Annotated in this window: 18 protein-coding genes and 1 other RNA gene; 9 read left to right on the top strand and 10 right to left on the bottom strand. The window is 62.5% G+C overall.

Features of this window, described 5'->3' with window-relative positions:
• Positions 1-15: 15 nt before the first annotated feature.
• Positions 16-993 carry an NADPH:quinone oxidoreductase family protein gene (locus PSH59_RS24965; RefSeq protein WP_305393899.1) on the bottom strand — a complete coding sequence of 326 codons (978 nt, stop codon included), beginning with the start codon at positions 991-993 and terminating at the stop codon, positions 16-18.
• A gap of 150 nt (positions 994-1,143) precedes the next feature.
• Between PSH59_RS24965 and PSH59_RS24960 the strand changes: the two genes are divergently transcribed.
• A complete protein-coding gene (locus PSH59_RS24960) occupies positions 1,144-1,551 on the top strand; it encodes a flagellar basal body-associated protein FliL (RefSeq protein WP_065950441.1) in 408 nt (135 codons plus the stop codon).
• On the opposite strand, the gene PSH59_RS24955 is transcribed toward PSH59_RS24960, so the two are convergent.
• From PSH59_RS24955 to PSH59_RS24935, 5 genes are all read right to left on the bottom strand, one after another.
• Positions 1,541-3,544 (bottom strand): acyltransferase family protein, encoded by a 2,004-nt coding sequence (locus tag PSH59_RS24955; RefSeq protein WP_305393898.1) that lies wholly within the window; start codon positions 3,542-3,544, stop codon positions 1,541-1,543. The two genes, PSH59_RS24960 and PSH59_RS24955, sit on opposite strands and share 11 nt — an antisense overlap.
• 99 nt (positions 3,545-3,643) lie before the next feature.
• A complete protein-coding gene (locus tag PSH59_RS24950) occupies positions 3,644-4,762 on the bottom strand; it encodes an ABC transporter permease (RefSeq protein WP_248081699.1) in 1,119 nt (372 codons plus the stop codon).
• Positions 4,762-7,479 (bottom strand): ribosome-associated ATPase/putative transporter RbbA, encoded by a 2,718-nt coding sequence (gene rbbA / locus PSH59_RS24945; protein ID WP_305393897.1) that lies wholly within the window; start codon positions 7,477-7,479, stop codon positions 4,762-4,764. Before rbbA ends, PSH59_RS24950 begins: the two co-directional genes overlap by 1 nt.
• Entirely contained in the window at positions 7,476-8,441 is a 966-nt protein-coding gene (locus PSH59_RS24940; protein WP_305393896.1) for an HlyD family secretion protein, read from the bottom strand. Before PSH59_RS24940 ends, rbbA begins: the two co-directional genes overlap by 4 nt.
• Positions 8,442-8,577: 136 nt before the next feature.
• Entirely contained in the window at positions 8,578-9,027 is a 450-nt protein-coding gene (locus PSH59_RS24935) for an EVE domain-containing protein (protein WP_305393895.1), read from the bottom strand.
• Positions 9,028-9,222: 195 nt separating this feature from the next.
• Here PSH59_RS24935 and PSH59_RS24930 point away from each other — a divergent pair, with 195 nt between their 5' ends.
• Positions 9,223-9,372, top strand: a complete 150-nt coding sequence (locus tag PSH59_RS24930) for a hypothetical protein (protein ID WP_092355790.1) — start codon at positions 9,223-9,225, stop codon at positions 9,370-9,372.
• Between the two features lie 24 nt (positions 9,373-9,396).
• Here the strand turns inward: PSH59_RS24930 and PSH59_RS24925 are convergent, their stop codons facing one another.
• From PSH59_RS24925 to PSH59_RS24910, 4 genes are all read right to left on the bottom strand, one after another.
• Positions 9,397-10,011: a 5-formyltetrahydrofolate cyclo-ligase gene (locus PSH59_RS24925; protein WP_305393894.1), complete on the bottom strand. Its 615-nt coding sequence runs from the start codon at positions 10,009-10,011 to the stop codon at positions 9,397-9,399.
• Positions 10,012-10,068: 57 nt separating this feature from the next.
• A non-coding RNA gene (gene ssrS / locus PSH59_RS24920) (6S RNA) lies at positions 10,069-10,247 on the bottom strand.
• Positions 10,248-10,277: 30 nt separating this feature from the next.
• Positions 10,278-10,595, bottom strand: coding sequence for a cell division protein ZapA (locus PSH59_RS24915; protein ID WP_248081685.1), 318 nt, complete (start codon positions 10,593-10,595; stop codon positions 10,278-10,280).
• Complete coding sequence (locus PSH59_RS24910) at positions 10,592-10,801, bottom strand: TIGR02449 family protein (RefSeq protein ID WP_007982902.1); 210 nt, start codon at positions 10,799-10,801, stop codon at positions 10,592-10,594. Before PSH59_RS24910 ends, PSH59_RS24915 begins: the two co-directional genes overlap by 4 nt.
• A 139-nt stretch (positions 10,802-10,940) precedes the next feature.
• Between PSH59_RS24910 and PSH59_RS24905 the strand changes: the two genes are divergently transcribed.
• The 7 genes from PSH59_RS24905 (at position 10,941) to PSH59_RS24875 (ending at position 18,522) form a co-directional block, all read left to right on the top strand.
• The gene (locus PSH59_RS24905) at positions 10,941-11,498 is read left to right on the top strand and encodes a YecA family protein (RefSeq protein ID WP_248081684.1); all 558 of its coding nucleotides are present in this window, start codon (positions 10,941-10,943) and stop codon (positions 11,496-11,498) included.
• Between the two features lie 20 nt (positions 11,499-11,518).
• Positions 11,519-12,841, top strand: coding sequence for a Xaa-Pro aminopeptidase (gene pepP, locus PSH59_RS24900; protein WP_248081683.1), 1,323 nt, complete (start codon positions 11,519-11,521; stop codon positions 12,839-12,841).
• The gene (ubiH, locus tag PSH59_RS24895; RefSeq protein WP_305393893.1) at positions 12,838-14,025 is read left to right on the top strand and encodes a 2-octaprenyl-6-methoxyphenyl hydroxylase; all 1,188 of its coding nucleotides are present in this window, start codon (positions 12,838-12,840) and stop codon (positions 14,023-14,025) included. The genes pepP and ubiH overlap by 4 nt, the downstream gene beginning before the upstream one ends.
• On the top strand, positions 14,018-14,503 hold the full coding sequence (locus PSH59_RS24890) for a DUF4442 domain-containing protein (protein ID WP_305393892.1): 486 nt from the start codon (positions 14,018-14,020) through the stop codon (positions 14,501-14,503). The genes ubiH and PSH59_RS24890 overlap by 8 nt, the downstream gene beginning before the upstream one ends.
• 9 nt (positions 14,504-14,512) lie before the next feature.
• Positions 14,513-15,730 (top strand): 2-octaprenyl-3-methyl-6-methoxy-1,4-benzoquinol hydroxylase, encoded by a 1,218-nt coding sequence (locus PSH59_RS24885; RefSeq protein WP_305395332.1) that lies wholly within the window; start codon positions 14,513-14,515, stop codon positions 15,728-15,730.
• Positions 15,731-15,825: 95 nt separating this feature from the next.
• Positions 15,826-16,830 (top strand): extracellular solute-binding protein, encoded by a 1,005-nt coding sequence (locus PSH59_RS24880; protein ID WP_248081675.1) that lies wholly within the window; start codon positions 15,826-15,828, stop codon positions 16,828-16,830.
• Between the two features lie 75 nt (positions 16,831-16,905).
• Positions 16,906-18,522, top strand: a complete 1,617-nt coding sequence (locus PSH59_RS24875) for an iron ABC transporter permease (protein ID WP_305393891.1) — start codon at positions 16,906-16,908, stop codon at positions 18,520-18,522.
• The last annotated feature ends 113 nt before the right edge of the window (positions 18,523-18,635 follow it).

Below are 18,635 nucleotides of genomic sequence, written 5' to 3'. Positions count from 1 at the left end.
TGATTGCATTTCAGGTCAGCGCACCTGCACAACGACCTTGCCGACTGCCTTGCGCTGCCCCAAGTCGTTGATGGCCTGTGCGGCTTGCTCCAGCGGGTAAAGCTGCGACACCAGCGGCTTCAATTTGCCTTCGGCAAACCAGCCAAACAGCTGGTTGAAGTTCGCTGCATTGTCCTGAGGCTGACGCTGGGCGAACGAGCCCCAGAACACCCCAACCACCGCCGCGCCCTTGAGCAATGCGAGGTTCACCGGCAGCTCGGGAATGCGTCCGCTGGCAAAGCCCACCACCAGCAAACGGCCATTCCAGGCGATGGCACGGATGGCCTGGTCAAACAGGTCGCCGCCCACCGGGTCGTAGATCACATCGGCGCCGTTGCCATCTGTCAGGCGCTTGATCTCGTCTTTGAGGCTGGCTTCGCTGTAATTGATCAGATCGTCAGCACCAGCGGCCTTGGCCACGGCGAGTTTGTCGGCGCTGCTCGCCGCTGCGATCACACGGGCGCCCATGGCCTTGCCGATTTCCACGGCGGCCAGGCCCACGCCGCCCGAGGCTCCGAGTACCAGCAGGGTCTCGCCGGGTTGCAGGTTGGCCCGTTGCTTGAGCGCGTGCATCGAGGTGCCGTAGGTCATGCTGAAGGCCGCGGCGGTATTGAAGTCCATGCTCGGCGGGATTGGCAGCACGTTGTAACCCGGCACTGCGACCTGTTCGGCAAAACTGCCCCAGCCGGTGAGGGCCATGACCCGATCACCGACTTTCAGATGGCTGACCTTTTCCCCCACTTCGCTGACCACGCCCGACGCTTCACCGCCCGGCGAAAACGGAAACGGCGGTTTGAATTGGTACTTGCCCTCGATGATCAGGGTGTCCGGGAAATTCACCCCCGCGGCGTGCACGTCCAGCAGGATTTCGTTCTTCTTGATCGCGGGGCCGGCGATCTCTTCCAGCACCAGGGTTTCGGCGGGGCCGAAGGCTTTGCACAGCACAGCTTTCATCGGGCTATTCCTTTTGGTGTCGTGGCCGATAAGTGTAGGAGGGTGCGCCCGTGGGTCAACGAGCATGCCCTGGCCTGATAAGTCGCCATAAGCTTGTACTCAGCCTTGCTAGCGTTATGCTACCCGGCAACCGAATTCGAGGAATGAACTGTGAAAGCGTGGATCCTGTTGATGCTGGCCCTGACCTTGCCGATGGCAGCCCAGGCCGAAGAAGCCAAAGAAGGCGAGGCGCCGAAGGTCAGCTATATCAGCCTGAGCCCGCCGTTTGTGGGCAACTATGGCCTGGACGGCACGGCGAAGCTCAAGGTGTTCAAGGCCGATATCGCCCTGCGCGTGACCGGCACCGAGGCTGCGGCTGCCGTCAAAGCCAACGACGCGTTGATTCGTAACCAATTGGTGGCGTTGTTCACCCAGCAGACCAACGAGGCCATGAGTACGGTCGAAGGCAAAGAGAAGCTGCGCCAGGAAGCCCTCAAGCAAACCCAGCAAGTGATGAACGACGAAACCGGCAAGCCGATGGTCGAGGACCTGTTGTTCAACAACCTGATCATTCAGTAACCGGCGGCGTCACGCGCCAGATCTTCAGCAACGCTGCGCTGAAGGATGGTTCAAGCACGCGATTGCCATGGCCACTGAGGTGGTTGGAGTCGAAGAACAACGGTTTGCCGTTGGCGTCGTAGGCCGAGCAGATCGGGCCGGGGCACAGCAACGGCAACGGGTCCCAGACATGCAGTGCCGGGTAGCGTGATTGCAGTGCGAGCAACACGCCCATTTGCGGTGCGCGCAGCCGTTCAAGTTGCTCACGTGCCATCGTCAGGCCCGGCGCGCAGACAGGGTTCATGCGGTTGAAGCTGTCCGAGCAGCGATTGGGGGCGGCCTTGAACAGCGGTTTCGGGGCATCGATCAGGATGTTGAGGCGCGCTTTCTGCAAGCGGCTCAACAGTCTGTCGGCATCGATTCGCGCGGCGTTGAGGCGCTCGGTGGTCAGCTCGCCAGAGGCCTCGTCAACGAGAACCGCTTCACCCTCCTGCCACCTGCGCCCGGCCAGCTCAGGCATGCGCAACGAAGCGAGAAACACCACGTCACCCGGTTTTGCACGGGCCTCGATTTCCTGAAGTTGGGCTTCGCGGGCAGCGGCGCAGGGTGCAGGGTCGGGGCCGATCAGGCTGACGACGCTGCAACCCCCTTTTTCGTATTCCACCACCGTGATGCCGAGCTTCAGCGAAACAAGCTTGAGCAGGGTGCGGTAGGCCGCTGTGTGCGAATCCCCCATGACGAACAACTGTCGCCCCGCCAGGGCAGGGTCGTTGAAGGTTGCGAAGTCTTCCTGGGGGTAGTGTTTGTAGGCATACCAGGTGTAGGCGTCGCGGGTCTGGCTGAGTGACAGGGCGGCGGGGTTCAGCGCCACCCACTGCGCGCACAGTGCCATCAGGCAGGTAGCACCCAAACCACTCGCAAACGTGAGCCACGCCTTGCGTTGCATGGCCGACCGGCCGCTGCGTATCGGCGTTTCTATGCAGTGATAGGACGTCGCCGCGAGGGCGAATACCAGCACGGGGTAAACCAGCTGTACGGCCAACCACTCCAGCCCGACGGTCCAGCGCAAAAAAACGGCGACCGGCCAGTGCCACAGGTACAGCGAATAGGACAGTCGGCCGATGTAGGTGACCTGCGGAAGCTGCAGCACGCGCTGCACGACACCTGGCGCGCAATCGCCGCGCAATACGATCCCGGCGATCATCAAGAGCGAGCCGGCCACCGTGACCATGGCCCAGGGAAAGGGAAACTGCTTGGGGGCGGCGTACAGGCAACCGACGATCACCAGACCGAGGCCGCCGCCGAGTATGGCTGGGGCCAGGCGATTGAGTCCTGGCGTCACACCGCGTATGCCAATGACTTGAAAAAGGATCGCACCCGCGGCCAGCTCCCAGAAGCGTGCGGGCAACAAATAAAATGCCGACAACGGCGCCGCGTCCACCTCGAAGGCGCTGACGATCAGCGAAGCCATCGCCATCAATGGCAGCAGCGCCCAGACAACGGCTGATCGTTGCCGGTAGCGAAGCCATACAAAAAACAGCGCGGGGAATATCACATAGAACTGTTCCTCAACCCCCAGCGACCAGGTGTGCAGGTAGGGGTTGAGTTCAGCGCTGGGTGAAAAGTAGGTGTCGGTGTTCCAGGCCAGCACCACATTGCTCAGGCCAAAAAACGCCGCGAGGCCGGTGTTGTCGATCAGCTCGCTGAGCCAGAACTGTGGCATGAACATCGCGCCCAGCACAAAGCTCACGCTCAGCACGGTCAGCAGCGCGGGCATGATGCGCAGCAGGCGCCGCCGGTAGAAGTCCGCCAGGTAGCGGCCGAAGGTCAGGTCACGGCGCTCCCATAGCGACTGGCTGATCACATACCCGGAAATCACGAAGAACATGTCTACGCCGGTAAACCCGCCGGGCAACAGACTGAACACGTCCAGGTGGAAGACGATGACGCTGATGACTGCAATGGCCCGCAAGCCATCGATGGCCGGTTTGTACGTGCTGGCGAACTGGGACACGAGAAGGTCCTCTGGCATGGGCGGACCCCGGATTCTGCCAAAGCCTGCCTTGGGCGACGACTGGCCGTTCGGACAGGTGTGGGTGCGGATGTGTCCGGATCAGGACGCCAGGCTTTTGCGGAACCTGGCCAGTGCCACCGCAAAGAACAGCAAGCCAATTGCCGCCAGCGCCAGCAGGTCCGGCCACACCACGCTCGCGCTCGCATCCCGGAACAGGATCGCCGCACTCAGGCTGACAAAATGTGTCGACGGCGAGCCCTGCATGACCCACTGCAGCCAGTCGGGCATGCTGTCCAGCGGCGTACTGCCGCCGGAAAGCAGCAGCATGGGGATAATCACCGGGATCGCCAGCAAGCCGAACTGCGGCGTCGAGCGGGCGAGCGTGGCGAGGAAGATCCCCAGGGCGGTGCTGGCAAACAGGTACAGGGCCGTCACCAGCAGAAACAGGCTCAGCGAACCGGCCAGCGGCACGCCGAGCAAGCCTTTGACCACCACCTCCAAGGAGACCCATGTGCACAGCACCACCACCAACATGTTGCTCCAGATTTTCGCCAGCATGATTTCCAGGGCGGTCAGCGGCAGCACCAGCAGATGGTCGAGGGTGCCGTGTTCGCGCTCACGCAACAGCGCAGTGCCAGTGAGGACGATCGCGAGGATGGTGATGTTGTTGACGATCTGGATCACCGCCAGGAACCAGCCGCCTTCCAGGTTGGTATTAAACAACGCGCGGGTGGTCAGCCGTGCCGGCGAGGCGCTGGCGGTGTCGGCCTGGCCGCTGTAGTCAAGCAGCTCGCCCTGGAAGATCCGCCCGATGTAGCCGGCGCCCATAAACGCTTGGCTCATGGCCGTGGCGTCGACGTTCACCTGCACGCCCGGCTCGCGACCTGCCAACAGGTCCGCCTGGAAGTTGGCCGGTACATTGACCACGAAGGTGTACTGGCCGCTGTCCATTACCTTGTCCAGTTGGTCGTAGGCCAGTGGCGCCGGTGCCTGGAACTCCGGCGGTTGCAGGGCCTCGGCCATCTGCCGTGAGAGTGCGCTGTGATCTTCATCAACAAACGCCACGCTGGCGTTGTGCACGCCGATCACAGACCCGGCGGCAGGCATGTAAATGGCGACGGTGAAGGCATAGAACAGAAACAGCAGCAGCACGCTGTCGTGGCGCAGGCTGGTGAGTTCCTTGATTCCCAGGCGCAGGATATGCGCGAACTTATGCATCACACCTCCTGCTTCTTGAGCATCACCAGGCTCAGCCCGGTGAACCCGACGAAAAACCCGAACAGCGCCAGGCATTGCGGCCACAGTTGGCGCAGGTCCAGGGCCTTGGTGAAGGTGCCTACCGCGATATCCAGGAAGTGACCGGCCGGAAACAGCGTGCCCATCAGCGCAGCCGCCCCTTCCAGGGACGAGCGCGGCACGATCAGCCCGGAAAACTGGATGGTCGGCAGGCTGGTGATGATCATGGTGCCGAGGATGGCCGCGATCTGCGTGCGGGTGAACGCGGAAATCAGCAGACCCATGCTGGTGGTGGCCAGCACGTACAGCAGGCCGCCGAACGCCAGCGTCAGGCCGCTGCCCTTGAACGGCACACCAAACAGCCAACGGTTCATCGCCACCAGCAGCGCCAGGTTGACCAGGCTTACGGCCAGGTAAGGTGCTTGTTTGCCCAGCAGGAACTCCAGGCGTGTGAGCGGCGTGGCGTAAAAGTTGGTGATCGAGCCCAACTCCTTCTCGCGCACGATGCCCAATGCGGTGAGCATCGCCGGGATAAACGCCAGGATCAGCGCCATCACGCCGGGACCGATGGCGTTCACACTGACCACGTCCTGGTTATAACGAAAGCGGGTTTCCAGCTTGGCACCGGCCTGGGTACTGCGCGGCAGGCTGCTCAGTTCGGCCAGTTGCTGCAGGTTGCCCTGATGCACGGCTTCTACATAATTGCGGCTGGTTTCTGCGCGAAACGGCATGCCGCCGTCGAGCCAGGCGGCGACCGTGGGTTGGCGACCGGCGTAGAGGTCGCGACCAAACCCCGGCGGAATCTCCAGAGCCAGTTTGATTTCCGAGCGTTGCAGGCGCCGGTGTAATTCATTGGCGTCCTGGATTGGCGCTTGCTCGGCGAAGTAGCGCGAGCTGCGAAAGGCCTCCAGGTAGGCGCGGCTCTGCGGTGTCTGGTCCTGGTCGTAGACGGCGAAGGCGAGGTTTTCCACGTCCAGGGAGATGCCGTAGCCGAAGATCACCATCATGAACATCGCGCCGAGCAGGGCAAAGGCCATGCGCACTTTATCGCGCAGCAATTCTTTGCCTTCACGGCTGGCCACGGCCAACAAGCGCGGCAGGCTGAAGCCGCGTTTGCCGATGGGGGGCGGGCCCGTTTCGCTGACGGTGTTGGCTGGCGCTGTGGGTTCGGGTTCACCCTGAGCCTGTTCCAGGCACGTGACGAACGCCGCTTCCAGGGTGTCGCCGTGGAACTGCTGCTGCAAGGCATCAGGGGTGTCGCAGGCCAGCACCTTGCCCGCGTGCATCAATGAGATGCGGTCGCAGCGCTGGGCCTCATTCATAAAGTGGGTGGACAGGAAGATGGTCACGCCTTGCTCGCGCGACAGTTCGACCAGCAGCCGCCAGAAATCATCCCGCGCCGCCGGGTCGACGCCCGAGGTCGGCTCATCGAGGATCAGCACTTCCGGGCGATGCAGCACCGCCACGGCCAGGGACAGGCGCTGGCGCAGGCCCAGGGGCAACTCGCCGGAGGGTTGTTCGGCCACCGCGCCCAGGTCAAAGCGCTGGATCAACTCCTCGATACGCCGGCCACGGTCGGCCTTGGGCAGGTCGAACAGCTGCGCGTGCAATACCAGGTTCTGGCGCACGCTGAATTCGCCATACAGCGAGAAGCTCTGTGACATGAAACCCACGCGTTTGCGGGTGGCCAGGTCCTTGGCGTTCACCGGATTGCCGAGCAACGTCGCGCTGCCTTCGGTGGCGGGCATCAGGCCGGTGAGGACTTTCATGGTGGTGGTCTTGCCGCAACCGTTGGAGCCGAGGAAGCCGAAAATCTCCCCCCGGCCGATCGCAAAGCTGACCTTGTCCACCGCCGTGAAATCACCGAAGCGCAGCGTCAGGTCGTGGGCTTCGATGGCGATATCGTGGCTGTCGCCTTCACGCGGCGGTATCACCAGCGGCTGGTTGTCATGGGCGCTGTCGCCCTGGAAGTGAGTGAAGGCCTCGTCCAGCTTGCCGCTCGGCGTCGCTGCGGCAAGTTCGCAACTGAGGCCGTCGGCGATCAGTTTGCCGCGGTCGAGCATCAGGCAATGTTCGAACTGCTCGGCTTCTTCCATGTAGGCCGTGGCCACCAGCAGTGTCAGTTGCGGGCGTTCACTGCGTACGGTGTCGACCAGCTCCCAGAAGCGTCGGCGTGACAGCGGGTCGACGCCGGTGGTGGGCTCATCGAGGATCAACAGGTCCGGGTCATGAATCAGTGCGCAGCACAGGCCGAGTTTTTGCTTCATGCCGCCCGAGAGTTTGCCCGCCGGGCGCTCGGCAAAGCGCGCCAGGTCAGTGGCCAGCAGCAGGTTGTGCATGCGCAGGTTGCAGTCGGCGGTGGACAAGCCGAACAGGGTGGCGAAGAAACGGATGTTCTCGCTGATCGACAGCTCTGGATACAGGTTGCCGCCCAGGCCCTGGGGCATAAAGGCGATGCGCGGGTAGAGGTTGTTGCGGTGTCGGCGGTCCGCGATGGAACCGCCAAGCACTTGCAGTTCGCCGGCCTGGAGCTTTTTAACCCCGGCGATCAGTCCCAGCAGGCTCGACTTGCCCGCACCGTCCGGGCCGATCAGCCCGCAGCGTGTGCCGGCGGGCAGGCTGAAGGTGACGTCGATCAGCGCCTGTTGCTGGCCGTAACGGTGCTTGATACCCGTGGCGTGCAGCGCCAGGCCGGTCATTGCAGGTTGGCCGGCCAGTCGATATCCGCAGTGCGCACGTAACCTGCACCCGGCATGCCGGGCTTGGCTTGAGGCACGGCGCTGGGTTGGGTCAGGCGCAGTTTGACGCGGAACACCAGTTTCTGGCGCTCGTCACGGGTTTCCACTTCTTTGGGGGTGAACTGCGATTTGGCGGCGACAAAGCTGATTTTCGCCGGCAACGGTTGCTGGGGCAGGGCGTCGAGCAGGATCCGCGCGTCGCTGCCGACGGTCAGGCGACCGGTGACGGAGGCGGGCAGGTAAAGGTTCATGTACTGATCACTGGGATCGATCAGCAGCAACACCCGTCCGCCCGCGCCAAGGACTTCGCCGGGCTCGGCCAGGCGCAGTTGGATGATCCCATCGATGGGCGCGCGCAGGCTGCTGTCGTCGATTTCACTGGTGAGCTGGGCGACCTGGGCCTGTGCGGCGCCGATGGCAGCCTTGACCGCATTGACCTGGGCTTGGGCAGCGACCACGGCGGCGTTGCCGGTGTTCTGGCGCGCTTGCTGCTGGTCAATCAATTGGCTGCTGGCGAAGCCGCGTTTGTACAGCTCCTGGGTGCGCCTGAGCTCCTGGCTGGCCAGCAGTTGTTCGCTTTGGCGCAGTTGCACATTGGCTTCGGCGGCGGAGAAGTTTTCCTTGGCGCGCAGCACCTCGGCTTCAGCCTGGGCGCGCTGGGCTTCCAGGGTGCGGGTATCCATGCGCGCCAGCACCTGGCCCTTGAGCACCTTATCGCCTTCGTCCACCCGCACCTCGGCCAGACGCCCGGGGATCTTGGCGGCGATCTGCACTTCGGTCGATTCCAGGCGCCCATTGCCCATGCTCAGGCCTTCGGGCAAGCGGTCCTGGGTGGAGCGCCAGTAACCGAAGCCGCCGGCGCCCACCAGCAGAGCGATCAGTGCGATGGCGAAAACGCGAGAGGTGTGATGGTGCGTCGACATGGCGGCTTCCTGCGGCATTAGCGTCCTAGTTTGACCGGTGCTGCCCTGTAGGCGTTGATGCCGATCAAATGAAGCGCAAGCCTAACCCGGTTAAGCCGTAGATGCATGCGCCGGGGGCGTGACTGCAGGGTTCTGGTCAGCGCAGCGCCAGCACCGCCGCCCATTGTTCGGCGGTCACCGGCATCACTGACAGCCGGCTGCCTTTTTGCACCAGCGGTAATTCGGCGAGGGCGGTTTGCTGTTTGAGGAGCCCCAAACCCAGCACCTTGGGAAACGTTTGGACATGGCAGACGTTAATTGCAGTCCACGGGTTTTTCTCGGGGGTGGCCTTGGCGTCGAAGTAGTGGCTGTCCGGCTCCAGTGCGGTCGGGTCCGGGTAGGCGGCCTCGATGATTTTGCCGATGCCGGCAATGCCAGGCTCAGGGCAACTGGAGTGATAGAAGAAAAATTGGTCACCCACGGCCATGGCGCGCAGGAAGTTGCGCGCCTGGTAGTTGCGCACGCCATCCCAGCGGGCTTCGCCAAGTTTTTCCAGGCCTTTGATAGAGAGTTCGTCGGGCTCGGATTTCATCAGCCAGTAGGCCATTCTTGGGCTCCTGAAAAAGGCAGTGGGCAAGTTGTCGGGCAATTTGATGACAAACCGACGGTCGGTTGGCGTCAAGGTTTGCGTGTTGGTTCACGTTATCGCAGAATGCCGGGATTTTAAGCTTGACGCAGCTGCAACGGACTACTTTGGAACGTTGTTGTCATCGTGTACGAGGTGCCTGAAGGGGGGCAATCGATGCAACGTAAACCGGATTTACTATGGATTTTGGTGATTTTGTTTGGTCTGGGCGTCGTGACCACCGGGTATGCGCAAAGCTTGTGGTCGAACAAGACCGATGCGCCGGTTGAGCTGACTCAACAGCAGCCGCAACCTTTCAAGCGTTAACCCTTCCTTCCAGAACGCCGCTGCTTACAGCGGCGTTTTTGCGATATACCACTGCCTGTCGGTGACGGTGCCCGCCAACGGCACATCCCAGCTGGCCTGTGCCAATCGATCGACTTTCTGACATTCGTGGGCCAGGCCCAACAGCGTCGGCTTGCGCCAGTTTTGGCGGCGGGCCATGTACGCCAGGCTGCGGTCGTAGAAACCGCCACCCATGCCCAGGCGGCCACCCTCGTCATCGAACCCCACCAACGGCAGCAATACCAGGTCCAGCGCCCACACCTGGCGTTGGCGGGCTGCGTTGACCCGTGGCTCCAGAATGCGAAAGCGATTGGGAGACAGTTTTTCCCCTGGTCGCACGCGCTGGAACACCATCTTGGTACGCGGCCATGCGCTCAGTACCGGCAGGTAAGTGGCCTTGCCCCGGCGCTGAGCGGCACGCAGCAGCAATCGCGGATCGATTTCACCGTCCGTCGGCAGGTATAGGGAGATATGTTTGGCCCGGCGAAACAGCGGGTGCTGTGCCAGTTGGCGATACAGGCCATGGGCGGCCTGGCGCTGTTCGCTCGGCGTGAGCGCGCGGCGGGCCTTGCGCAACATGCGTCGAAGGTGCGGACGGGACAGCGGCGCAGGTTCGGTCATGGTTTTCGGCTCATAAAACAATGCCAGTCCGAAGACTGGCATTGAGTTTGGGAATTCAGGCTCCCCGACAGAGCCGCTGTCGACTTAGCCCTTGAACCCGAAAGTTCAAGGTGGAAGATGCAGTAGGCTTTAAGGCTTTCCGTCTAGCGGACATGCACACCAGCCCAACGTGCAACTTCCAGGGTAGTGCGAATCGGCTCAGGGACATCGCCGACTGGCAAACACGCCAGGGAGTGGGGCGAGTATACCTTAAACGGACGCGGCAATCAGCCCTTGGGTGTGTCCGAGTCGGTGGAAAGCGCCAGATCCACGCGTTCGAGCAGGTCACGAACTTGCTCTCGGGTCGAACCGCTGGCCTGTACGTCAGGGCGTTCCTGCTTGTGCAGCAGGTCATGGGTAATGTTCAGCGCGGCCATTACGGCGATACGGTCGGCGCCGATGACTTTGCCGCTGCTGCGGATTTCACGCATCTTGCCATCCAGGTAGCGGGCGGCGCTCACCAGGTTGTTGCGCTCTTCCTGGGGACAGATGATCGAATATTCTTTGTCGAGGATCTGCACGGTGACGCTATTGCTTGAACTCATGAGTCTTGCTCCAGGGCCTTCAGGCGCGAAATCATCGATTCGACCTTACGCCGGGCGATTTCGTTTTTTTCAATGAGGTGAGCGCGTTCCTCGCGCCAGGTCTTTTCCTGAGCTAATAGGAGTCCGTTTTGACTCTTAAGTTGCTCGACCCGAGTAATTAGCAATTCGAGTCTGGCCATCAGCGCTTGCAGGTCGGTGTCTTCCATTGGGTTCCACTGGATTTTGTCTGATGAATGGCAACTGCAGGATAAACGATCTGACGCCCTTGATAGTCTTGGTACGTCTGCCGGTGCTAGGATACAGCGCTCCATTCTAGACATTGCGCCGTCTGGCGCCTAGCTCACCATGCCCATTCAGAACTCCCCGTACGATGCTTTTTCCAAACTGCTGAGCGCCAGCGGTCACCCTTGCTCGCCTGCCGAACTGCACGGCGTGTTGCTGGGCCGCAGTTGCACCGGTGTCGGCTTTGATGCCGACAACTGGCTGGCCGATGTGGCCGAACTGCTGGAAACCGAACCGACCGAGAACGTGCGTAACGCACTGATCGGCCTGCAAGAGATGGTCAAGGGCGAACTGACCGGCGACGACGTCACCGTGGTCCTGCTGCTGCCGACCGACGACGCACCGCTCACCGAACGTGCCGCTGCACTGGGCCAATGGTGCCAGGGCTTCCTCCACGGTTTCGGCGTGAATGCCGGTGGCCTCGAGCTGAGCACCGACGCCAAGGAAGTGTTGCAGGACCTCGCCGCGATTTCCCAGGTGCAAGATGCACTGGAAGAGTCCGAAGACGGTGAAGGCGACTACATGGAAGTCATGGAATACCTGCGCGTCGCGCCATTGCTGCTGTTCACCGAGACCAAGAAGTCCGCTGAACCTGCAGCACCCAAGCCGTCGCTGCATTAAGAAAGGAAACCCATCTGCCCATGATCCATATCCCTAAAGCGGAATACACCCGGCGCCGCAAGGCGCTCATGGCGCAGATGGAACCCAACAGCATCGCGATCCTGCCGGCTGCCGCCGTGGCGATCCGCAACCGCGATGTGGAGCACGTCTACCGCCAGGACAGCGATTTCCAGTACCTGAGCGGCTTCCCCGAGCCCCAGGCGGTGATCGTGCTGATGCCCGGTCGCCAGCACGGCGAGTACGTGCTGTTCTGCCGTGAACGCAACGCCGAACGCGAATTGTGGGACGGCCTGCGTGCCGGCACCGAAGGTGCGATCCGTGTGTTCGGCGCCGACGATGCCTTCCCCATCACCGATATCGACGACATCCTGCCCGGCCTGATCGAAGGCCGCGACCGGGTCTATTCGGCCATGGGCAGCAACGCCGAATTCGATCGGCACCTGATGGAGTGGATCAATGTGATCCGCTCTAAAGCGCACCTTGGCGCCCAGCCGCCGAACGAATTCGTTGCCCTGGATCATTTGCTCCACGACATGCGCCTGTATAAATCGGCGGCGGAAGTGAAGGTGATGCGCGAAGCCGCACGGATCTCCTGTGCGGCCCATGTGAAGGCGATGCAAGCTTGCCGCGCCGGCCTCTACGAATTCAGCCTCGAGGCCGAGCTGGATTATGAGTTCCGCAAAGGCGGCGCGAAAATGCCCGCCTATGGCTCTATCGTCGCCGCCGGGCGCAACAGTTGCATCCTGCATTACCAGCAGAATGACGCGCTGCTCAAGGACGGCGACCTGGTGCTGATCGACGCCGGGTGCGAAATCGACTGCTACGCCAGTGACATCACCCGCACCTGGCCGGTCAATGGCAAGTTTTCGCCTGAGCAAAAAGCGATCTACGAGGTTGTGCTGGCCTCCCAGGAAGCCGCCTTTGCCGAGATCGCGCCGAACAAACATTGGAACCAGGCCCATGAGGCCACCGTGCGGGTCATCACCGCCGGGCTGGTGAAGCTGGGTTTGCTGCAAGGTGATATCGATGAACTGATCGCCAGCGAAGCCTACAAACCCTTCTATATGCACCGCGCCGGCCATTGGCTGGGCATGGATGTGCATGACGTGGGCGAGTACCGAGTGGGTGGTGAATGGCGCGTGCTGGAAGTCGGCATGGCGTTGACCGTGGAGCCGGGGATCTACATCTCGCCGGACAACACCAGCGTGGCAAAGAAATGGCGTGGCATTGGCGTGCGCATCGAGGACGACGTGATAGTGACCAAACAAGGCTGTGAGATTCTGACCAGCGGCGTGCCCAAGACTGTCGCCGAGATTGAAGCCCTGATGGCGGCTGCGCGATGAGTCGGGTCAACCTGGCGATCATCGGCGGCGGTCTGGTCGGTGCGAGCCTGGCGCTGGCATTGCAGGCGGGGGCCAAGGCGCGGGGCTGGAAGATCATGCTGATCGAACCCTTCGCGCCGGGTGACAGCTATCAGCCAAGCTACGATGCGCGCTCCTCGGCGCTTTCGTTCGGCGCCCGGCAGATCTATCAGGGCCTGGGTGTGTGGCAGGCTATTTCCCCGCGTGCCGAGCCGATCAAACAGATTCACGTGTCGGACAAAGGCCGCTTCTCCACCGCGCGCTTGTCCGCCATGGAGGAGGGCGTGCCGGCTCTGGGCTATGTGGTGGAAAACGCCTGGCTCGGCCAATGCCTGTGGCAGGGCCTGGATAAAGATGTGGTGAGCTGGCGCTGCCCTGCGGAAGTCTCGCGCCTGGAGCCACTGCCCGACGGCTACCGCCTGACCCTCAACGACGAAACCGTGCTGGAGTGCGACCTTGCGGTGCTCGCCGATGGCGGCCGCTCCGGCTTGCGCGAGCAATTGGGCATTGGCGTGAAAACCCGGCCTTATAACCAGAGCGCGTTGATCGCCAATATCACCCCGAGTGAATCCCACAACGGCGAAGCCTTCGAACGCTTTACCGATGAGGGGCCGATGGCCTTGCTGCCGCTGCCGGATAACCGCTGCGCACTGGTGTGGACCCGTATCGGCATGGACGCCCAGCGCCTGGCCGGCCTCGATGAGCGCAGTTTTCTGAGCGAATTGCAGGATGTGTTCGGCTATCGCCTGGGCACCCTCAAACAAGTCGGCGCGCGACATTTGTATCCGCTGACCCTGGTGGAGGCCGAAGAGCAAGTGCGTTCGCACCTGGCTATCCTCGGCAATGCCGCCCACAGCCTGCACCCGATTGCCGGGCAGGGGTTCAACCTGTCCCTGCGCGATGCCAACGCCCTGGCCGAGGCCTTGCTGGCCGGGCCGGCGGTACCAGGTGACCTGGCGACCCTGCAGGCCTATCGCGAGCGTCAGCGGCTGGACCAGCAGTTGACCGTGGGCTTCTCCGATCAGGTCACGCGCCTGTTCGGCAGCGCCCAGCCGCTGGTGGCGTTCGGGCGCAACATGGGCCTGTTGGGCCTGGACTTGTTGCCGCCGGCCAAGCGCTGGTTCGCCCGTCAGGCCATGGGCCTGGGTACGCGTCCCGATGCGTAAGTGGCTGGGTGAGCGTCTGGGCAAGGCGCGGTTGTTGCGCTGGGTCATGACCCTGTACCCGCCGTACCTGGGGGCCGGGGTCAGAGTGCGGCACATGAGTGCGGATTTTCGTCATGTCAAAGTGCGCATGGGCCTGGGCTGGTACAACCGTAACTATGTCGGCACCCAGTTCGGCGGCAGCCTGTATTCGATGGTCGACCCGTTCTACATGCTGATGCTGATGGAGAACCTGGGCCGCGATTACATCGTGTGGGACAAGGCCGCGAGCATCGACTTTATCTCGCCGGGCAAAGGCCCGGTATATGCGGAATTTTTCATCGATGACGCTTTGCTGGATGAAGTGCGTCGACAGACCGAAGGTGGCGAGAAGTACCTGCCCCACCTCAAGGTCCAGATTCATGACGGCTCCGGCACCCTGGTGGCGCGGGTCGACAAAACCCTTTACGTGCGGCGCAAGCCGTCAGCGAGACAGGCTTAAAGCATGGACATGCGCGCAGATGTGCTGATTGTCGGGGCCGGAATGGTCGGAAGCGCCCTGGCGCTGGCGTTACAGGGCAGCGGCCTGCACGTGCTGTTGCTCGACGGCAGCCCGCTGAGTGTCAAACCGTTCGACCGCGACGCGGCCTTCGAGCCCCGTGTGAGCGCGTTGTCGGCCGCCAGCCAGCGCATTCTTGAGCGCCTGGGTGTGTGGGACGGCATCATTTCGCGCCGTGCCAGCCCGTATGGCGAGATGCAAGTGTGGGACGGCAGCGGCACCGGGCAGATCCACTTTGCGGCCGCCAGCGTGCATGCCGACGTGCTCGGGCATATCGTCGAAAACCGTGTGGTGCAGGATGCCTTGCTCGACCGTCTGCACGACTGCGACCTGGGCCTTTTGGCCAACGCGCGCCTGGAACAGATGCGTCGCTCCGGCGATGACTGGCTGCTGAGCCTGGCCGATGGCCGTACCTTGCGCGCACCGCTGGTGGTTGCCGCCGACGGTGCCAATTCCGCCGTACGTCGCCTCACCGGTACCGCGACCCGTGAGTGGGATTATCTGCACCACGCCATCGTCACCAGCGTGCGCAGCAGCCAGCCGCACCAGCGCACGGCCTGGCAGCGGTTTACCGATCACGGCCCGCTGGCGTTTTTGCCGCTGGAACGGGACGGGCAGGAAGATTGGTGCTCCATTGTCTGGTCGACCACGCCGGCTGAGTCCGAGCGCTTGATGGCGTTGGATGACGAACCGTTCTGCCGTGAACTGGAGCGCGCCTTCGAAGGGCGCCTCGGCACCGTGCTCAGTGCCGATCCGCGGGTCTGCGTGCCGTTGCGCCAGCGTCATGCCAAACGCTATGTGGCCGAAGGGCTGGCATTGATCGGCGATGCGGCTCACGTGATCCATCCTTTGGCGGGGCAGGGCGTGAACCTGGGCTTTCTCGATGCGGCAGTGCTGGCCGAAGTGCTGTTGTCGGCCACTGAGCGCGGTGAGCGCCTGGCGGATGTGAAAGTGCTCAGCCGTTACGAGCGTCGGCGTATGCCGCACAACCTGGCGCTGATGGCCGCGATGGAAGGCTTTGAACGGCTGTTCCAGGCCGATCAACTGCCGTTGCGCTGGTTGCGTAATGCCGGCTTGAAGATGGTCGACCAGATGCCCGAAGCCAAGGCGGTATTTGTGCGCCAGGCCCTCGGATTGACCGGGGATCTGCCGGAGCTGGCCAGGCCCTGAGGCATCTGTGCAACATCTGGTAACGCCTCCGCCAAGCGTTACCAAATGTGAGTCCCTATCATTTGCGCTCCCTTTGCAAACGAGAGACCGCACCTATGTTGGCACCCAAGCGCCTTCTGACTGCCCTGGCACTCACCCTGATCGGCAGCACCACCGTGCAGGCAGCCGACGAAGTGGTGGTCTACTCCTCGCGCATCGACGAACTGATCAAGCCGGTGTTCGACGCCTACACCAAAAAGACCGGTGTGCAGGTCAAGTTCATCACCGACAAGGAAGCCCCGCTGATGCAGCGCATCAAGGCCGAGGGCGAAAACGCCACCGCCGACCTGCTGCTCACCGTCGATGCCGGCAACCTCTGGCAAGCCGAGCAGATGGGTATCCTGCAACCCTTCACCTCACCGGTGATCGACAAGAACATCCCCCTGCAATACCGCTCCTCCAAACACGCCTGGACCGGCTTGAGCCTGCGCGCGCGGACCATCGCCTATTCCACTGACCGGGTAAAACCGGCAGAGCTGACCACCTACGAAGCCCTGGCCGACCCGCAGTGGGCAGGACGTCTGTGCCTGCGTACGGCGAAAAAGGTCTACAACCAGTCGCTGACTGCGACCCTGATTGAAACCCACGGCGCGGCCAAGACCGAAGAAATCATCAAGGGCTGGGTGAATAACCTTTCCACCGACGTGTTTTCCGATGACATCGCTGTTCTGGAAGCGATCAACGCCGGGCAATGCGACGTGGGTATCGTCAACACCTACTACTATGGTCGTCTGCACAAGCAGAAGCCGGACCTGGCGGTGAAGCTGTTCTGGCCGAACCAGGGCGACCGTGGTGTGCACGTGAACCTGTCGGGTATCGGCCTGACCAAGCACGCGCCACACCCGGAGGCTGCCAAGGCCCTGGTGGAGTGGATGACCACGCCTGAGGCGCAACAGATCTTTGCGGACGTGAACCAGGAGTTCCCGGCCAACCCGGCGGTACCGCCGTCGGCCGAAGTGGCCACCTGGGGCAAGTTTGTTGCGGACACCTTGCCGGTGGAAGTGGCGGGCAAGCGTCAGGCTGAGGCGATTCGGTTGATGGATCGGGCGGGCTGGAACTAAGTACAATCTGCGCGACACCGCAGGTCTAAATGTTAGCGGCGACTTCAAGATTTTCATTTTCATGAGAGTTTTTCCTTGGCCCACCCCGCCCAACGCCGTTGGTACCTGCCGGTCTTCACCGTCGCCGCCCTGGTGCTGCTGCCGCTGAGCGTGCTGTTGCTGTCCTGGCAAAGCATCGACGTGCAGATCTGGTCCCATCTCTGGGAAACCCAGATGCCGCGTCTGCTGGGCAATACCTTGACCCTTGTGCTCGGCGTTGGCATCGGCGTGACACTGCTGGGCGTCAGCCTTGCCTGGTTGACCAGCCTGTGTGAGTTCCCTGGGCGACGCTGGCTCGACTGGGCATTGATGCTGCCGTTCGCCATTCCGGCTTATGTGTTGGCCTTTGTATTTGTTGGCCTGCTGGACTTCTCGGGCCCGGTGCAAACCCTGCTGCGAGATTGGCTCGGCAGCGGCTTGCGCCTGCCGCGCGTGCGCTCCACCAGCGGCGTGATCATTGTGCTGGTGCTGGTGTTTTATCCCTACGTTTACCTGTTGGCGCGCAGCGCATTCCTATCCCAGGGCAAAGGCTTGATGGAGGCTGCACGGGTGCTGGGGCAATCGCCGTGGCAAGCGTTCTGGCGGGTGGCACTGCCGATGGCGCGGCCAGCGATCGGTGCCGGGGTTGCGCTGGCGTTGATGGAGACCCTGGCGGATTTCGGTGCGGTCTCGGTGTTCAACTTCGATACGTTCACCACGGCCATTTATAAGACCTGGTACGGCTTTTTCAGCCTGTCCAGCGCAGCCCAACTGGCCAGCCTGTTGCTGCTGGTGGTGATGCTGGTGTTGTACGGCGAACGCCGCGCACGGGGCGCCAGCCGCCCGAGCAACGAGCGACCACGGGGCAAGGCGCTGTACCACCTGACCGGTTTCAAGGCGGCAGCGGCCAGTACCTGGTGTGGTCTGGTGTTCGCGTGTGCCTTTGTGATCCCGGTGCTGCAACTGGTCGCGTGGTTCTGGCAGCGCGGGCGGTTCGATCTGGATGAACGCTATGCGGGGCTGATCGTACATACCCTTTATCTTGGCGGCATTGCGGCGCTGATCACGGTGAGCGTGGCGCTGGTGCTGGCCTTCGCCAACCGTCTGGCGCCGACACGGGCGATTCGCTCCGGTATCAGTCTGGCCAACGTCGGCTATGCCTTGCCGGGCTCGGTGCTGGCAGTGTCGATCATGTTGGCCTTCAGCTACCTGGACCGTGAACTGGTGGTGCCGCTGTCGGGCTGGCTGGGCGGTGCGGGTAAGCCGTTGCTGCTGGGCAGCCTGTCGGCGCTGGTGCTGGCGTATCTGGTACGTTTTCTGGCGGTGGCCTACGGACCGTTGGAAAACAGCCTGGCACGCATCCGGCCTTCATTGCCGGAAGCCGCGCGCAGTCTCGGCGTGAGTGGACCACGACTGTTTTTCAAAGTGTATCTGCCGCTCTTGCTCCCCGGAACCTTGAGCGCGGCGTTGCTGGTGTTTGTCGATGTGCTCAAGGAAATGCCGGCCACCTTGCTGATGCGCCCGTTTGGCTGGGACACGCTGGCGGTGCGGATCTTTGAAATGACCAGCGAAGGCGAGTGGGCGCGGGCCTCTTTGCCGGCACTGACGCTGGTGCTGGTGGGCCTGCTGCCGGTCATTGGGTTGATTCGACGCTCTGCTCGACCCATCGGTTAGGTGCCAGTCCTACGGCTTGCGGCTACAATGCGCGGCATTCGGTGCGCTCCGCCTTTCGGATCGGGTCGCTGTACGTGGCTGTAGCCCTTGCTTTTCAAGGTTTTCAGCACGAA

Origin of the sequence: Pseudomonas sp. FP2309 (genome assembly GCF_030687575.1) — a bacterium.
Classification (GTDB): Bacteria; Pseudomonadota; Gammaproteobacteria; order Pseudomonadales; family Pseudomonadaceae; genus Aquipseudomonas.
The sequence above is the reverse complement of the archived record's forward strand: the minus strand, read 5'-3'. Positions and strand labels throughout refer to the sequence as shown.

What these genes read in the sequence shown, in the direction of transcription:
- PSH59_RS24965 (WP_305393899.1), bottom strand. Translation starts at nt 993, where the DNA reads ATGAAAGCTGTGCTGTGCAAAGCCTTCGGCCCCGCCGAAACCCTGGTG.
- PSH59_RS24950 (WP_248081699.1), bottom strand. Translation starts at nt 4,762, where the DNA reads ATGCATAAGTTCGCGCATATCCTGCGCCTGGGAATCAAGGAACTCACC.
- rbbA (WP_305393897.1), bottom strand. Translation starts at nt 7,479, where the DNA reads ATGACCGGCCTGGCGCTGCACGCCACGGGTATCAAGCACCGTTACGGC.
- PSH59_RS24940 (WP_305393896.1), bottom strand. Translation starts at nt 8,441, where the DNA reads ATGTCGACGCACCATCACACCTCTCGCGTTTTCGCCATCGCACTGATC.
- PSH59_RS24935 (WP_305393895.1), bottom strand. Translation starts at nt 9,027, where the DNA reads ATGGCCTACTGGCTGATGAAATCCGAGCCCGACGAACTCTCTATCAAA.
- PSH59_RS24930 (WP_092355790.1), top strand. Translation starts at nt 9,223, where the DNA reads ATGCAACGTAAACCGGATTTACTATGGATTTTGGTGATTTTGTTTGGT.
- PSH59_RS24925 (WP_305393894.1), bottom strand. Translation starts at nt 10,011, where the DNA reads ATGACCGAACCTGCGCCGCTGTCCCGTCCGCACCTTCGACGCATGTTG.
- PSH59_RS24915 (WP_248081685.1), bottom strand. Translation starts at nt 10,595, where the DNA reads ATGAGTTCAAGCAATAGCGTCACCGTGCAGATCCTCGACAAAGAATAT.
- PSH59_RS24910 (WP_007982902.1), bottom strand. Translation starts at nt 10,801, where the DNA reads ATGGAAGACACCGACCTGCAAGCGCTGATGGCCAGACTCGAATTGCTA.
- PSH59_RS24905 (WP_248081684.1), top strand. Translation starts at nt 10,941, where the DNA reads ATGCCCATTCAGAACTCCCCGTACGATGCTTTTTCCAAACTGCTGAGC.
- pepP (WP_248081683.1), top strand. Translation starts at nt 11,519, where the DNA reads ATGATCCATATCCCTAAAGCGGAATACACCCGGCGCCGCAAGGCGCTC.
- ubiH (WP_305393893.1), top strand. Translation starts at nt 12,838, where the DNA reads ATGAGTCGGGTCAACCTGGCGATCATCGGCGGCGGTCTGGTCGGTGCG.
- PSH59_RS24890 (WP_305393892.1), top strand. Translation starts at nt 14,018, where the DNA reads ATGCGTAAGTGGCTGGGTGAGCGTCTGGGCAAGGCGCGGTTGTTGCGC.
- PSH59_RS24885 (WP_305395332.1), top strand. Translation starts at nt 14,513, where the DNA reads ATGCGCGCAGATGTGCTGATTGTCGGGGCCGGAATGGTCGGAAGCGCC.
- PSH59_RS24880 (WP_248081675.1), top strand. Translation starts at nt 15,826, where the DNA reads ATGTTGGCACCCAAGCGCCTTCTGACTGCCCTGGCACTCACCCTGATC.